This is a genomic window from Streptomyces sp. NPDC013187 (assembly GCF_042899705.1).
Classification (GTDB): domain Bacteria; phylum Actinomycetota; class Actinomycetes; order Streptomycetales; family Streptomycetaceae; genus Streptomyces; species Streptomyces hawaiiensis_A.
In genome coordinates this window covers 50,446-63,320 of record NZ_JBIBAF010000020.1, presented here as the reverse complement: position 1 = coordinate 63,320, position 12,875 = coordinate 50,446, and the positions used below count along the sequence as shown (strand labels likewise).

Below are 12,875 nucleotides of genomic sequence, written 5' to 3'. Positions count from 1 at the left end.
CCGTCGCGCTCCTGCGGGCGGACTGCCAGGAGGTGCCAGCCGGATGAGGTTGAGCGCGATAACCCTGGACTGCGCTGATCCGCTCGCCCTGGCGGCGTTCTACCAGCAGGCCACCGGACTGGAGCTGCATCCGAAGTCGGACGCCGAATTCGCCGCGCTGGAGGGGGAGAACGGCCTCTCCCTCGCCTTCCAGCGCGTCGACGACCACCGGCCTCCCAGCTGGCCCGACCCTGCCGTTCCCCAGCAGCTGCACTGCTGTTTCCGGGTCGCGGACCTGGACGAGACGGAGACGCGACTGCTGAAGCTGGGCGCCGGCAAGCCGGAGCATCAGCCGAACGCGGACAGATGGCGGGTGCTCACGGACCCGGCCGGACATCCCTTCTGCATCGTCGGGGGTCTCGCCGAGCCTGAATGAGGCGGTCGGCCCGCCCCGGGGCGACTTCCCGTCGACGGGCGGCGGCTCGATACAGGATGGGTTTCATGAGCTCGTCGAACACACCGAACACCCCGTCCCAGGCGGCCACCTCACCCACCCTGTCCGCCACGGAGATCACCACGCCCCGGCTCCGGCTGCGCAAGGCGCACGACGCCGACCGCGCCGGGCTCATCGAGCTGCAGACCGACCCCCAGGTCCGGTTACACCTCGGCGGCCCGAGGCCGCGGGCTGCGGTCGAGCAGTACTTCGACACGATGGGCGTCGCGCACGTCACCGGCAAGCCCGGCACGTTCGTCATCGCCGACCGGTCGACCGACGACCTCGCCGGGGTACTCCTGATCCACCGACGCCCCGCCGACCTCCCCGGACACGTCACCGCGGAGGGCGGGGAACTGGAACTGACCTACGTCCTGCGCCGCGCCTCCTGGGGCACGGGACTGGCCTTCGAAGCAGCCACCGCCGCGTTGCGTGCCGCCGCCTCCGAACTGCCGGATCAGCCGGTCCTGATCGTGACCCAGACGGCCAACACCCGCTCCCTGGACCTGGCGGCCCGCCTCGGCTTCCGACGCGTGAGCACCTTCGAGGCCTACGAAGCCGAACAGACCCTCGCGGTGACCGAGCTGCACTCGTTCCTGGCCTGAGCGTTCCGCGTGGCTGGGGGCGTACGGAGGAAAGCCACTCGCGGGCGATGAGTTTTCTCCGAAGTGCCGGTCTTCGTTACGAACGCCCCGTGCCGGACGCCTGAACCGGCTCGGGTGCGCCGTCGGAATCGACCCCGTGACAGGAGATCCTTCCGTATGACTGATCCGGCAGTGACAGTGGCCCGCGGCCGCAGCACCGGTGTCTGGCCGTTGATCCGTGCTGAGCGGGCAGCGCTGGTGGTCGATCTCGCAGACATGACTGACGAGCGATGGGAAACGCCTTCGCTGTGCACTGGTTTGACGGTGCGTGAGGTCCTCGCGCACCTCACAGCGGGCGCGAGCCTCAACTCCGTACGCTGGATGGCAGGGGTGATCCGTTGCCGGTTCGACTTCGACAAGCAGGTGGCCATGCGGCTGGCCGAGCAGTTGGGCACGACCCCGGCCGAGACCCTTGAGCGATTTCGGCGCGTCGTTTCGAGCACCACCAAGCCTCCCTTGCCTGCCATAGCCATGCTGGGCGAGACGATCGTGCACGGAGAAGACATCCGGCGTCCGCTGGGCATCCGCCGCGACTACCCGAGCGAGGTCGTCGCCCAGGTAGCCGAGTACTACCAGGGCTCGGACCTCGTGGTCGTCGCCAAGGGACGCGTCGACGGGCTGAAGCTCGTCGCTGATGACAGCCCTTTCGCGACCGGTTCCGGGCCGGTCGTGTCCGGCCCCACCTTGGCCTTGTTGATGGCCATGACCGGACGCGCGACGTGCTGCGACGAACTCGAAGGTGACGGTGTGGAGCTCCTGCGCAGTCGCTGCGGGGCAGGGTGACGAATGCCGGGTGACTGCGGCGCTCTCCCGTGGTGGGATGCGCCGCATGAGCGACTCGCTGACCGCCCGTATCGAGCAGTACTACGCCACCGTGCCGTTGCTGTTCTCCGAGGCCGAAGACTTCGGTCCCTTACGGCTGTTCGTGCGGAGGAAGCCAGGTGCCCCGTACTACGGCGGTCCCGGTCACGCCCAGCCCACCGCGGAGGGGGCCTCGGCGGTCACCGCCGCCGACATCGCCCGGGTGCGGGCACGGCAGCGCGAGCTCGGCGTGCCGGAGGCTTTCGAGTGGATGGCCGAGGCGGCACCGATGCTGCGCTCCCGTGTCGAGGCCGCCGGCCTGCCCGTGGCGGAACGCCCGCTGATGGTTCTGGATCCGCGTCACCGGCTCTCCTCGCAGCCGTTGCCGGCGGGCGTGACGCTCCGCGTGCTGACGTCCGACGACCCCGCCTTGGCCGCAGTCCTCGCCCTTCCCCGCCTGGCCTTCGCAAAGGAGGGCACGATGGTCGGACCGGCAGGTCGCAAGGAACTGTCGGTGGTGGCCGGGGACCTGATGCAGGACGGCACGGTGGCAACGGTCCGTCCCACCCTCCGCGCCGGACACAAAACGCTCATCGCCGCCTTCGCCCAGGACGGCACCCCGTTGGCCGCCGGCCACTACCACCCGGCGGACGCCACCACCGAGATCGGCGGCGTCGGCACCCTGCCCACCGCCCGCCGCCAGGGCCTGGCGGCCGCCGTCACGGCGGCCCTGGCCCGCCACGCGCGTGACCACGGAGTGACCACCGTCTTCCTCGCCTATGCCGAGGACGCCGTCGCTCGCATCTATTCACGCCTGGGCTTTCGCCCTGCCGGCAGCACCCTTCTGATCGCCAACCAACCCGCGCGCTCATAGCCCCGCTCTCACCCACCCGGACGCGCTGACGCACTCCCGCTTCGAGGCGTCCGGGTGGCGTGGCGCACTATTGCAAGCAGGTGCTTGCAATAGTTAGCGGGGTGTTGCACTGTGGAGGCATGGCATCGCTCAACGTCGGCAACCTCGGTGACTATCTGCGCGAGCAGCGGCGCACTGCGCAGCTGTCGTTGCGGCAGCTCGCCGACGCCGCCGGGGTGTCCAATCCGTATCTCAGCCAGATCGAGCGCGGACTGCGCAAGCCGAGCGCCGAGGTGCTGCAGCAGGTCGCGAAGGCGCTGCGGATCTCCGCCGAGACGCTGTACGTCCGGGCCGGCATCCTCGACGCCGAGCGTGATCGGGACGATGTGGAGACGCGTGCCGTCATCCTCGCCGACCCGACGCTGCACGAGCGGCAGAAGCAGGTGCTGCTGCAGATCTACGAGTCCTTCCGCAAGGAGAACGGGTTCGGGACCGGCGACGGCCCGGACGGCTCGCAGGGTACGGACGGGGCGGGCGGTGCCGGCGTCGTCGGCGTCGTCACCGCCGACGGTGCGGTGAGCGTCGACGGGGACGCTCCCGGCACCGGGATACCCCCGGCCGGCCCGGCCGACGGCGGTCGGCCCGCCCGGCGCCGCAGCCGCAAGAGCGCCGTACCGAGCGACAGCACGAACGATGGCGGTACGACCGCCACCCGCCGCACCCGCAAGAGCACCGGCGGCAGTGACACCGATCCGCAGCAGACGGCCGGCTGAGCCGGACCAGGGCATGGGCCGCCCGCCGCGGATCACACAACCCTCAGCCGAACCCTCAAGCGATACAGAATCCGGGAGGACCATCACCATGGCCATCACCGACGACCTGCGCAAGACCCTCAGCAACCCGACCCCGCTCTACTTCGCCGCAGGCACCGCCGACCTCGCCCTTCAGCAGGCCAAGAAGGTGCCGGCCCTGGTGGAGCAGCTGCGCTCCGAGGCCCCCGCGCGTATCGACGCCGTACGCAACACCGACACCAAGGCCGTCCAGGAGAAGGCGTCGGCCCGGGCCAAGGAGGCCTCCGCCCGCGTCAAGGAGACGCAGGAGACCCTGCAGACCAAGGTCACGGAGTTCATCGGCTCCATCGACGTCGACATCAAGAAGCTCGGCAGCACGATCGACGCGGACCTGAAGAAGTTCGGCGAGAGCGCCCAGGACTTCGCGCTGCGCGGCGTCGGCGTGGCCGCCGAGTACGCCGTCAAGGCCCGTGAGACCTACGAGAAGGTCGCCGAGCACGGCGAGCAGGCCGTCCGGACCTGGCGCGGCGAGGCCGCCGACAGCATCGAGGACGTCGCCGAGGGCGTCGAGGAGCTGGCCGTGGCCGTCGAGCCGAAGCCGAAGCCGCAGCCGGTCGAGGTGAAGGAGGAGCCGGCGAAGCCGGCCGCCGCCGCCCAGGCGAAGAAGGCCCCCGCCGCCAAGAAGACCCCGGCGCGCAAGACCACCACCGTCAAGAAGACCACCCCGCCCGCGAAGTAGTACGGCGGAGCGGCGCACACGGGCCGGGCACCCTGGGGGTGCCCGGCCCGTTGTACGGGTACGGTGACCGCGTAGGACGAGCCGAGTCAGGTGGTGGACGTTGTGCTGATGCAGGGCTTCGCAGGGTTTATGTGGCTTCTGAGCATGGCCCTGATCGTTTTCAGCGGCTTCGCGTTGCTCGACGCGGCTGTGCGCCGGGAGGACGCCTACCGCGCGGCCGACAAGAAGACCAAGCCCTTCTGGCTGATCATCCTCGGGATCGCCTTCGTGGTGAACCTGCTCTTCCCGATCCTGTCGTTCCTGCCGATCATCGGCCTCATCGCGACGATCGTGTACATGGTCGACGTACGGCCCGCGATCCGGGCCCTCCCGGGCGGCGGCCGCACCGGGCGCGGCTCCAGCAGCGACGGCCCCTACGGCCCGTGGAACGGCGGCCGGTAAGGGCTCCGGAGCAGCACCGCCGGGGGCTACGGCACCCGGTCCAGCAGCAGAACCGCCACGTCGTCCGTCAGCTCGCCGCCGTTGAGGTTGCGCACCTCGTTCACCGCCGCCCGCAGCAGCTGCTCGCCCCGCAGGCCCTCGGCGAACTGGCGGCGGATCATCTCCGTCATGCCGTCCTGCCCGAGTCGCTCCCGGCCCTGGCCGATGTGGCCCTCGATCAGGCCGTCGGTGTAGAGCATCAGGCTCCACTCGGCCCCCAGCTCCACCTGCATCCGCGGCCAGCGGGCGCCGGGGAGCAGGCCGAGGGCGGGGCCGTTGTTGTCGTACGGCAGCAGGCGGGCCGGTTTGCCCGGGCGGGCCAGCAGCGGCGACGGGTGACCCGCCAGGCACAGCCCGGCGCGTCGGCCGTCCGGCGCGATGTCCACCGTGCACAGGGTCGCGAAGATCTCGTCGTCGGCCCGCTCGTGCTCCAGTACCTGCTGGAGCGTGCCCAGCAGCTGGTCGCCGCACAGGCCCGCCAGCGTCAGCGCCCGCCACGCGATCCGCAGCTCCACACCTAGCGCGGCCTCGTCCGGGCCGTGCCCGCAGACATCGCCGATCATGGCGTGCACCGTGCCGTCCGGCGTGCGCACGACGTCGTAGAAGTCGCCGCCGAGCAGCGCGCGCGAGCGGCCCGGGCGGTAGCGGGCGGCGAACCGCAGCGAGGAGCCCTCCAGCAGCGGCGTCGGCAGCAGACCGCGCTCCAGGCGGCGGTTCTCCTGCGCGCGCAGCCGGCCCTCGGCGAGGCGGCGCTCCGCCGACTCGGAACGCTTGCGCTCCACCGCGTAGCGGATCGCCCGGCTCAGCAGCCTGCCGTCCAGCTCGTCGCGGAAGAGGTAGTCCTGGGCGCCCACCCGCACCGCCTCGGCGCCGCGCTCGGCGTCACCGGACGCGGTCAGCGCCAGGACGGCGTGCCGGGGCGCGAGCTCCAGCACGTGCCTGAGCACGGCGAGCTCGTCCGCGGAGTCGCTGTGGCCCGGCGCGGGCAGCGCCAGGTCCAGCAGGATGCAGTGGACGTCGTCGGTCAGCAGCCGGCCGGCCTCCGTCAGGTTGCGGGCCGTGCGGACGCGGATCGGCTTGCCTGCCTGGTCGAGCATGTCCGGCACGATCGGCGAACCGGCCGGATCGTCCTCGATCAGCAGCAGCGTCAGGTTGGTGTGGGCGGTGTTGTTCTCCACCTTGTCCGTGGTGTTCCCGGCGGTGTCCGGCGTGCGGCCGGCGGGCGAGGCGTCCTTCACGGACTCCTCGGCCGAGCCGCCACGCGTGGACGGGGCCTGCGCCTGACCACTCTCCACGGCCGGGATCGCTCTCTGCCGCGGTATGGGTACGGGCATCGTCTTGGGTTCCTTCCCTCCCCCCGAGGGCACGGTGGGGCGAGGGACCTCGACCCACCGAGCGGGACCATAGCGGGTGTCGGCGCCGCATTGGAATGGTGTGAGCCACGCCGCTGTGCCACCGGCCTGTGTCATATGCCGCGATATGCCCCGCAGTTGGACAGCTCGGAGATGCTGCGGGGATGACGAACGTCACGTCAGCGCACGGTTTTGCCCGTGGTGGGGCGTGCGGTGGGTCACGTGGGCCAGGTCACCGCGGATGTCCGATATCCGGTGTGCGGCGCCCACGTGTTCGGCCGTGCCACCCTCCGGACGTCCCCCGGCCGCCCTCGGACGTCCCCCGTCCGCCCTCCGGACGTCCCCGGCCACTCTTCGGGTGTTCCCCAGCCGTCCCTCAGCCGCCGTCCGGCCGCCGTTCGCGTTCAGTTGGCGTCCGTGCCGGCGTCCGGCCGCACCACGCCGAGGATGGGCATGGTTCCGGCGCCCGCGATCGTCACGGTCCGCCCGGGGCGCGGCGCGTGCACGATCGCCCCGTCGCCGATGTACATGGCGACATGGCTGGCGTCGTCGAAGTAGATGATGAGGTCGCCGGGGCGCATGTCCTGGATGTCGATGTGCCGCAGCCGCTTCCACTGCTCCTGCGAGGTGCGTGGGATGCCGCGCCCGGCGGACAGCCAGGCCTGTGACGTCAGCCCCGAGCAGTCGTAGGTCCTGGGGCCCTCGGCGCCCCACTGGTACGGCTTGCCGATCTGGGCCGTGGCGTACTTCACGGCCTGTTTGCCCTGCTCGGAGGCCTTGCCGTCGACCTCTTCCAGGATGCCGGAGTCGAGCCAGGCGGTCTGCGCCCTGTTCGCGGCCTCCTTCTCCAGCTCGGCGAGGCGCTCCTGCTCCTCCTTCTGCAGCTCGGACTCGAGCTTCTCCGCCTGCGCGATCTGCTTCTCGATCTTCTTCTGCGCGGCGGCCTTGGCCTTGCGGCCCGCCTCCAGCTTCTTCAGCTGCGCGGCGGCATCCTTGGCGTACTGCTCCAAGTCCTCCTGGGTGCGGGTCAGTTCGCCGAGGAGGCCCTTGGTCGCGTGGTGGCCCTCGCGGACCCGGCCCGCGCCGTCGAGGAAGTCCTGCGGGTCGTCGCTCAGCACCAGATGGGCCTCGGGCGGCAGTCCGCCCCCGCGGTACTGGGCGGCGGCCGCGGCGCCCGCGCGGTCCTTGAGCTTCCTGAGCTTCTCCTGGCCCTTGACGATCTTCTTGGCCAGCTCGACGACTTCGGCGGACTGCTTGTCCGCCTTCTCGTCGGCGGCGTTGTACTCGTCGGTGGCGCGGCCCGCGGCGCGATAGAGCGTGTCGAGCTTCTTGCGGACGGCCTCGAGGTCCTTGGCGGGTGCGCTTGCCGCGCCCGTACCTGGGGTGGGTGAGGGGGTGGGGTTCGCGAACGCCGTGCCCGGTGCCGCCAGCACCGTGACCGCGCAGACCACGGCCACCGCGGTCGCCATCAGGCCACGCTTGCCCGTTCCCATACCTCAGCCCCCAAACTGATTAACCATCAGTAACTTGTGGTTCGCCTGGGGATGCTGCCACGTCGGCTCGGAAAGCGACAGAGGTAGTACTTCCCGCCACTCGCGTGCCGGTATGCCCCGGCATGACGATCTCCCCGTCTGTGTGACGAACGACTCAAAGAGATCGTTCCGACGGGCCCTGTCGGGGCGGACGCGATCAGGCGCCCGGGGCCAAAGCCTCCCAGCGCACCGTCACTTCGCCCTGCCGCCAGCGCGCCGGTCCGTCCGCCACCGGCCAGTCGGCGGTCAGGTCCCGTACCGCGCGGATCCAGCGCTGCCGGGCGCCGTAGGAGGCGTAGGGCGCGGCGGCCGCCCAGGCGCGGTCGAAGTCGCGCAGGAAGGCGTGCACCGGCTCGCCCGGGACGTTGCGGTGGATGAGCGCCTTCGGCAGGCGCTCCGCCAGGTCGGAGGGGCGCTCCAGGGAGCCCAGCCGGGTCGCGAAGGTGACCGTGCGCGGTCCCTCCGGGCCGAGCGCGACCCACACGTGCCGGCGCCCGATCTCGTCGCAGGTCCCCTCGACCAGCAGCCCGCCGTGCGAGCCGGTCGCCGGGTCGGCCGGTGCGAGCCGCGCGCACAGCCGCCGCCACACGGCCGCGACCTCGCCCTCCTCGTACTGCCGCAGCACGTTCGCCGCGCGGACGAGCAGGGGCCGCTGCGGGATCGGGATCTCGAAGCCGCCGTGCCGGAAGGCGAGCCCCGCCCGCTCGTAGGGCAGCGCCGCCGCGACCCGGGCCGGGTCGATCTCGACGCCGACCACGCGCGCGCGTGGCGCGGCCGTACGCAGCCGCTGCAGCAGTTCGACGGCCGTCCAGGGGGCGGCGCCGTACCCGAGGTCGACCGCCACCGGGTCGGCGGCGCGGCGCAGCTCGGCGCCGTGCGTGGCCGCGATCCAGCGGTCCATGCGGCGCAGCCGGTTGGGGTTGGTCGTCCCGCGCGTCACCGTGCCGAGGGGGCGGGTGGCGGCGCGGGGTGTCATGCCTACGAGGTTAAGCGGCTCCCGGTGCCGGTCAGGGGGCGAGGTGCCGCCGCCAGCGGGTGGGGAGCCAGGAGCGGAGGACGGTGAGGTCGCCACCCGCCCTGGTCGTACTCCGGTGACCGCTGAGGCCAGGGCGCCTCCACCCTCGAACGGTTGAGCGACAAGCGGTAATGATTCGGTAAAACTGCCGAATCGGGAAATGGAGCACCTCGCTCCGGTGTTGGACCCCGTCGGAGGGCACCGTGCGCCCTGCGAAGGCATGCCCGGAGCGAGGAGGAACGCCACGTGAGCCAGTACATCGGCAGGCTCGGCCGGCGCTCCGCGTCGTCGCCGACCCGGCTGCGGCTGCATCGCAGGCCCCGCCGCGTCGCCATGCTCTCCGTGCACACCTCCCCGCTCCACCAGCCGGGCACCGGCGACGCCGGCGGCATGAACGTCTACATCGTCGAGCTCGCCCAGCGCCTCGCCGCGCACGGCATCGAGGTCGAGATCTTCACGCGCGCGACCGCCGCCGCCCTCCCGCCGACGGTCGAGCTGGCCCCCGGCGTCCTCGTCCGGCACGTCGACGCCGGCCCCTACGAGGGCCTCAACAAGGAGGACCTCCCCGCCCAGCTGTGCGCCTTCACCCACGGCGTGATGCACGCCTGGGCCCATCACCGCCCCGGTCACTACGACCTGGTCCACTCCCACTACTGGCTCTCCGGACACGTCGGCTGGCTCGCCGCCCAGCGCTGGGGCGTCCCCCTGGTGCACGCCATGCACACCATGGCCAAGGTCAAGAACGCCAACCTGGCCGACGGCGACACCCCCGAACCGGCCGCCCGCGTCATCGGCGAGACCCAGATCGTGTCCGCCGCCGACCGCCTCATCGCCAACACCACCGAAGAGGCCGACGAACTCGTACGGCATTACGCGGCCGACACCGACAAGGTCGCCGTGGTCCACCCCGGTGTGAACCTCAGCCGCTTCTCGCCCGCCGACGGCCGCGCCGCCGCCCGGGCCCGCCTCGGCCTGCCCCAGGACGCGCTCATCCCGCTCTTCGCCGGCCGCATCCAGCCGCTGAAGGCCCCCGACGTGCTGCTGCGCGCCGTCGCCGTCCTCCTCGACGAGCGCCCCGAACTGCGCTCGCGCATCCTCGTGCCCGTCGTCGGCGGACCCTCCGGCAGCGGCCTCGCCAAGCCCGAGGGCCTGCAGAAACTGGCCGCCCGCCTGGGCATCGCGGACGTCGTGCGGTTCCGCCCGCCGGTCGGCCAGGAACAGCTGGCGGACTGGTTCCGCGCCGCCTCCGTACTGGTCATGCCCTCCTACAGCGAGTCCTTCGGCCTGGTCGCCATAGAGGCGCAGGCGGCCGGCACCCCGGTGCTCGCGGCGTCGGTCGGCGGCCTGCCGATCGCGGTGCGCGACGGGCACACCGGCTTCCTCGTCCGCGGCCACGACCCGGCCGACTACGCGCGCGTGCTGCGCGACTTCGCCGACGACCCGCAGCTGGCGCCCCGGCTGGGCGACCAGGCCGCCCGCCATGCCCAGTCCTTCGGCTGGGACACGGCGGCCGCCGCCACGGCGGACGTCTATACGGCCGCGATGCAGGCGCACCGCCGTCGCGTACGCTCGCTGCATGGGTGAAACCGATCAGGAACAGCGTGCGGCACAGGTCATCGAGGGAGTGCTCAAGGACGCCGACCTGGAGTGGGAGAGTCCCCGGCCCGGCACGTACGTCGCGCAGCTCCCCGGCACCCGCAAGCTGAAGACGACGCTCTCCCTGCTCGTCGGCCGCCACTCCCTGTCGCTGAACGCCTTCGTCATCCGCCACCCCGACGAGAACGAACAGGGCGTCCACCGCTGGCTCCTGGAGCGCAACCTCAAGCTCTACGGCGTGAGTTACGCCGTCGACCAGCACGGCGACGTCTACGTCACCGGCCGCCTCGCCCTGCCCTCCGTCACCCCCGACGAGCTCGACCGCCTGCTCGGCCAGGTCCTGGAGGCCTCCGACGGCGCCTTCAACACCCTGCTGGAGCTGGGCTTCGCCTCGGCGATCCGCAAGGAGTACGAGTGGCGGGTCTCGCGGGGTGAATCGACCCGCAACCTGGACGCGTTCGCCCACCTCACGCAGCGCCCCGAACGCTAACCGGCCCGGTAACGCCCCGGCGGCACCCCAACCAGCTTCCGGAAGTGCCGGGTGAGGTGCGACTGGTCGTAGAAACCGGCCGCCACCGCCACCTCGCCCGGAGAGCGCCCCTCCAGAAGCAGCCGCCGGGCGCGCCCCACACGCAGGGACGTCAGGTACTGGTGCGGGGCGATGCCGTAGGCCGTGCTGAACGCCCGGACCAGATGGGCCGGATGGGCGCCGAGCAGCCCCGCCGCCTCGCGCAGGACGACGCCCTCGACGATCCGCTCGTCGAGCAACTCGCGCAGCCGCCGGGCGAGCACGGGATCGGCCGGCCGAGCGGAAGCGGACTCGTTCCGCAGATGCCCGCGCAACCGCTCCCCGATGAACAACAGCCTGCTCTCGGCCTCCAGTTCCTCACCGGGCCGCCCCAGCGCGCCGTGCACCTGGCCCACCCGCCGCCGCAGCAGCGGATCACGCAGATCGGGCCGGTCGACGGCGGCCCCGATGAACTCGTCCCCGAGGTACGTCCCGTCGAGGTACAGCACCCGCTTGCGGAAGCCCTCGGCGGTGACGGGGGAGCCGTTGTGCGGCACGTGCGGCGGCAGCAGCGTCACGGTGTCGTGCGGGGTGCCGTGCTCGTGCCGGTCGAGGTCGTACCGCACGGCGCCGGTGTCGACGATCAGCAGCGTCCAGGAGTCGTGGACGTGCATCGGATACGCGTACTCGGTGAACCGCGCGTGGAAGACCTCGACGACACCCTCGACGGCGGGCCGCCAGGCGGAGACGATCCGGGAGGACTCGGAGGCCATGCAAAGAACGTACAAGACCCCGGCGGGGGCCGGCGGGCACGCTCGGACCATGAACACCGAACCGATCCGCTTCGACACGAAGATCGCCGTACTGCTGCGCGCGGACCTGGAGCCCTGGCAGCGCCTCAATGTGACATCGTTCCTGGTCAGCGGCCTCGGAACACAGATTCCCGAGGTGATCGGCGAACCGTACGAGGACGCGGACGGCGTGCCCTACCTCCCCATGTTCCGCCAGCCGGTCATGGTCTTCGAGGCCACGAAGGAAACCCTGACCACCGCCCACACCCGTGCCCTCTCCCGCGCCCTGCCCCGCGCGATCTTCACCTCCGACCTCTTCGCCACCGGCAACGACCGCGACAACCGCGCCGCCGTGCGGGCCGTGCCGACCGCTCAACTGGACCTCGTGGGGCTCGCGGTCCACGGCCCGAAGAACGCGGTGGACAAGGTGGTGAAGGGGGCGCGGATGCACCCGTGAGCCGGGGAGGCGGGCCGGCGGGCGACCAAAGTCGCGGGGCCGTAGACCAACGGCTGACGACAGGGCGGACGGCTGCTCAGGAGACTGGCCGTATGGAGGAAGCCAGGAACGTTCCCATGCGGAAGAGCCCCCGCCCGCAGGCCGGCAGGGCGACGGAACTCGCCGAATCGGCCTGGGCCATCGTGCTCTTCTGCGTCGCCTGCGGTGCCGTGGCCGGCGCGCTGCTCCCGCTCCTCGCCCGCCTGCTGCTCGCCCTGCCGTGGGCGCCGCTCGAAGGCCCGGCCGAACTGCTCACATCGGTCCCGGAACCCGCCCTCACCCTCGGTACGACAGCGGTCGGCCTGCTCGGCGGACTGCTGCTCGGCTTCACAGCGGCGCACGAGTCGCTGTCCGTCCGCGTCCGCGACACCCACGTGACCCTGGCCGTCCGGGACAGCGTCCAGGACTTCGCCCGCGACGAGATCTCCGTGTTCTTCCGGGACGGCAAGCAGCTCGTCCTGCTCGGCCCGGACACCCTCGAACTGGCGCGGGAGCACTGCGGCCTGAACTGGCGGCGCCTCGCGGACGCCCTCACCGCACACGGCTACGCATGGGCGGAGGAGGACCCGCACCGCGCCGAGTTCCGCCGCTGGGTCCCCGGCACTCCCGGCCTGCCCGCGGGCGCGGACGCCCTGCTGCGGGCGCGCGCCCGGGCCCGCACGGAGGAGGGCGGTGCCGAGGACGCCCGGGAGTTGCGCGGGGAACTGCTCGCGCTCGGGGTGGTCGTGCGGGACGAGGACCGGCGGCAGTACGTCCGGGTCGTGAGGGGTGAGGGCAGGGGGTGACGTCGTCACGGCCCCGGTGA

15 protein-coding genes are annotated in these 12,875 nt (G+C 71.9%); 11 read left to right on the top strand and 4 right to left on the bottom strand.

Going from position 1 to position 12,875, the window contains the following annotated elements:
* Positions 1-43 precede the first annotated feature (43 nt).
* The 7 genes from ACFY5B_RS34050 to ACFY5B_RS34020 all read left to right on the top strand — a co-directional run bounded on the left by ACFY5B_RS34050 (position 44) and on the right by ACFY5B_RS34020 (position 4,741).
* A complete protein-coding gene (locus ACFY5B_RS34050) occupies positions 44-415 on the top strand; it encodes a VOC family protein (RefSeq protein WP_389977254.1) in 372 nt (123 codons plus the stop codon).
* 65 nt (positions 416-480) lie between these two features.
* Entirely contained in the window at positions 481-1,077 is a 597-nt protein-coding gene (locus ACFY5B_RS34045; protein ID WP_389977251.1) for a GNAT family N-acetyltransferase, read from the top strand.
* 156 nt (positions 1,078-1,233) lie between these two features.
* Positions 1,234-1,899, top strand: coding sequence for a maleylpyruvate isomerase family mycothiol-dependent enzyme (locus ACFY5B_RS34040; RefSeq protein WP_389977248.1), 666 nt, complete (start codon positions 1,234-1,236; stop codon positions 1,897-1,899).
* A 46-nt stretch (positions 1,900-1,945) separates the two neighbouring features.
* The gene (locus tag ACFY5B_RS34035) at positions 1,946-2,791 is read left to right on the top strand and encodes a GNAT family N-acetyltransferase (RefSeq protein ID WP_389977245.1); all 846 of its coding nucleotides are present in this window, start codon (positions 1,946-1,948) and stop codon (positions 2,789-2,791) included.
* Positions 2,792-2,910: 119 nt separating this feature from the next.
* Positions 2,911-3,543 (top strand): helix-turn-helix domain-containing protein, encoded by a 633-nt coding sequence (locus ACFY5B_RS34030; protein WP_389977242.1) that lies wholly within the window; start codon positions 2,911-2,913, stop codon positions 3,541-3,543.
* Between the two features lie 88 nt (positions 3,544-3,631).
* Positions 3,632-4,300: a hypothetical protein gene (locus ACFY5B_RS34025; protein ID WP_389977239.1), complete on the top strand. Its 669-nt coding sequence runs from the start codon at positions 3,632-3,634 to the stop codon at positions 4,298-4,300.
* A gap of 108 nt (positions 4,301-4,408) precedes the next feature.
* On the top strand, positions 4,409-4,741 hold the full coding sequence (locus ACFY5B_RS34020) for a DUF2516 family protein (RefSeq protein WP_389977482.1): 333 nt from the start codon (positions 4,409-4,411) through the stop codon (positions 4,739-4,741).
* 26 nt (positions 4,742-4,767) lie between these two features.
* On the opposite strand, the gene ACFY5B_RS34015 is transcribed toward ACFY5B_RS34020, so the two are convergent.
* The 3 genes from ACFY5B_RS34015 to ACFY5B_RS34005 all read right to left on the bottom strand — a co-directional run bounded on the left by ACFY5B_RS34015 (position 4,768) and on the right by ACFY5B_RS34005 (position 8,640).
* Positions 4,768-6,114 (bottom strand): PP2C family protein-serine/threonine phosphatase, encoded by a 1,347-nt coding sequence (locus ACFY5B_RS34015; RefSeq protein ID WP_389977236.1) that lies wholly within the window; start codon positions 6,112-6,114, stop codon positions 4,768-4,770.
* A gap of 422 nt (positions 6,115-6,536) precedes the next feature.
* Positions 6,537-7,625, bottom strand: a complete 1,089-nt coding sequence (locus ACFY5B_RS34010; RefSeq protein ID WP_389977233.1) for an NlpC/P60 family protein — start codon at positions 7,623-7,625, stop codon at positions 6,537-6,539.
* 196 nt (positions 7,626-7,821) lie between these two features.
* On the bottom strand, positions 7,822-8,640 hold the full coding sequence (locus tag ACFY5B_RS34005; protein ID WP_389977230.1) for a class I SAM-dependent methyltransferase: 819 nt from the start codon (positions 8,638-8,640) through the stop codon (positions 7,822-7,824).
* 285 nt (positions 8,641-8,925) lie between these two features.
* Here ACFY5B_RS34005 and mshA point away from each other — a divergent pair, with 285 nt between their 5' ends.
* Together mshA and ACFY5B_RS33995 are read left to right on the top strand one after the other, a co-directional pair.
* Positions 8,926-10,263: a D-inositol-3-phosphate glycosyltransferase gene (mshA, locus tag ACFY5B_RS34000; RefSeq protein ID WP_389977227.1), complete on the top strand. Its 1,338-nt coding sequence runs from the start codon at positions 8,926-8,928 to the stop codon at positions 10,261-10,263.
* Positions 10,256-10,765 (top strand): YbjN domain-containing protein, encoded by a 510-nt coding sequence (locus ACFY5B_RS33995; RefSeq protein WP_389977224.1) that lies wholly within the window; start codon positions 10,256-10,258, stop codon positions 10,763-10,765. The genes mshA and ACFY5B_RS33995 overlap by 8 nt, the downstream gene beginning before the upstream one ends.
* Here the strand turns inward: ACFY5B_RS33995 and ACFY5B_RS33990 are convergent.
* Positions 10,762-11,556, bottom strand: a complete 795-nt coding sequence (locus ACFY5B_RS33990; protein WP_389977222.1) for an AraC family transcriptional regulator — start codon at positions 11,554-11,556, stop codon at positions 10,762-10,764. The two genes, ACFY5B_RS33995 and ACFY5B_RS33990, sit on opposite strands and share 4 nt — an antisense overlap.
* Positions 11,557-11,605: 49 nt before the next feature.
* Here ACFY5B_RS33990 and ACFY5B_RS33985 point away from each other — a divergent pair, with 49 nt between their 5' ends.
* Positions 11,606-12,031, top strand: a complete 426-nt coding sequence (locus ACFY5B_RS33985) for a DUF2000 family protein (protein ID WP_389977219.1) — start codon at positions 11,606-11,608, stop codon at positions 12,029-12,031.
* A 116-nt stretch (positions 12,032-12,147) separates the two neighbouring features.
* Entirely contained in the window at positions 12,148-12,855 is a 708-nt protein-coding gene (locus ACFY5B_RS33980; protein WP_389977216.1) for a hypothetical protein, read from the top strand.
* Positions 12,856-12,875: the final 20 nt, after the last annotated feature.

Bases quoted from the DNA above. Each gene is read 5' to 3' on its own strand.
- ACFY5B_RS33995 (WP_389977224.1), top strand. From the start codon at position 10,256: ATGGGTGAAACCGATCAGGAACAGCGTGCGGCACAGGTCATCGAGGGA.
- ACFY5B_RS34015 (WP_389977236.1), bottom strand. From the start codon at position 6,114: ATGCCCGTACCCATACCGCGGCAGAGAGCGATCCCGGCCGTGGAGAGT.
- ACFY5B_RS34025 (WP_389977239.1), top strand. From the start codon at position 3,632: ATGGCCATCACCGACGACCTGCGCAAGACCCTCAGCAACCCGACCCCG.
- ACFY5B_RS34050 (WP_389977254.1), top strand. From the start codon at position 44: ATGAGGTTGAGCGCGATAACCCTGGACTGCGCTGATCCGCTCGCCCTG.
- ACFY5B_RS34035 (WP_389977245.1), top strand. From the start codon at position 1,946: ATGAGCGACTCGCTGACCGCCCGTATCGAGCAGTACTACGCCACCGTG.
- ACFY5B_RS33990 (WP_389977222.1), bottom strand. From the start codon at position 11,556: ATGGCCTCCGAGTCCTCCCGGATCGTCTCCGCCTGGCGGCCCGCCGTC.
- ACFY5B_RS34010 (WP_389977233.1), bottom strand. From the start codon at position 7,625: ATGGGAACGGGCAAGCGTGGCCTGATGGCGACCGCGGTGGCCGTGGTC.
- ACFY5B_RS34020 (WP_389977482.1), top strand. From the start codon at position 4,409: ATGCAGGGCTTCGCAGGGTTTATGTGGCTTCTGAGCATGGCCCTGATC.
- ACFY5B_RS34045 (WP_389977251.1), top strand. From the start codon at position 481: ATGAGCTCGTCGAACACACCGAACACCCCGTCCCAGGCGGCCACCTCA.
- ACFY5B_RS34040 (WP_389977248.1), top strand. From the start codon at position 1,234: ATGACTGATCCGGCAGTGACAGTGGCCCGCGGCCGCAGCACCGGTGTC.
- ACFY5B_RS34005 (WP_389977230.1), bottom strand. From the start codon at position 8,640: ATGACACCCCGCGCCGCCACCCGCCCCCTCGGCACGGTGACGCGCGGG.
- ACFY5B_RS33980 (WP_389977216.1), top strand. From the start codon at position 12,148: ATGCGGAAGAGCCCCCGCCCGCAGGCCGGCAGGGCGACGGAACTCGCC.
- ACFY5B_RS34030 (WP_389977242.1), top strand. From the start codon at position 2,911: ATGGCATCGCTCAACGTCGGCAACCTCGGTGACTATCTGCGCGAGCAG.
- ACFY5B_RS33985 (WP_389977219.1), top strand. From the start codon at position 11,606: ATGAACACCGAACCGATCCGCTTCGACACGAAGATCGCCGTACTGCTG.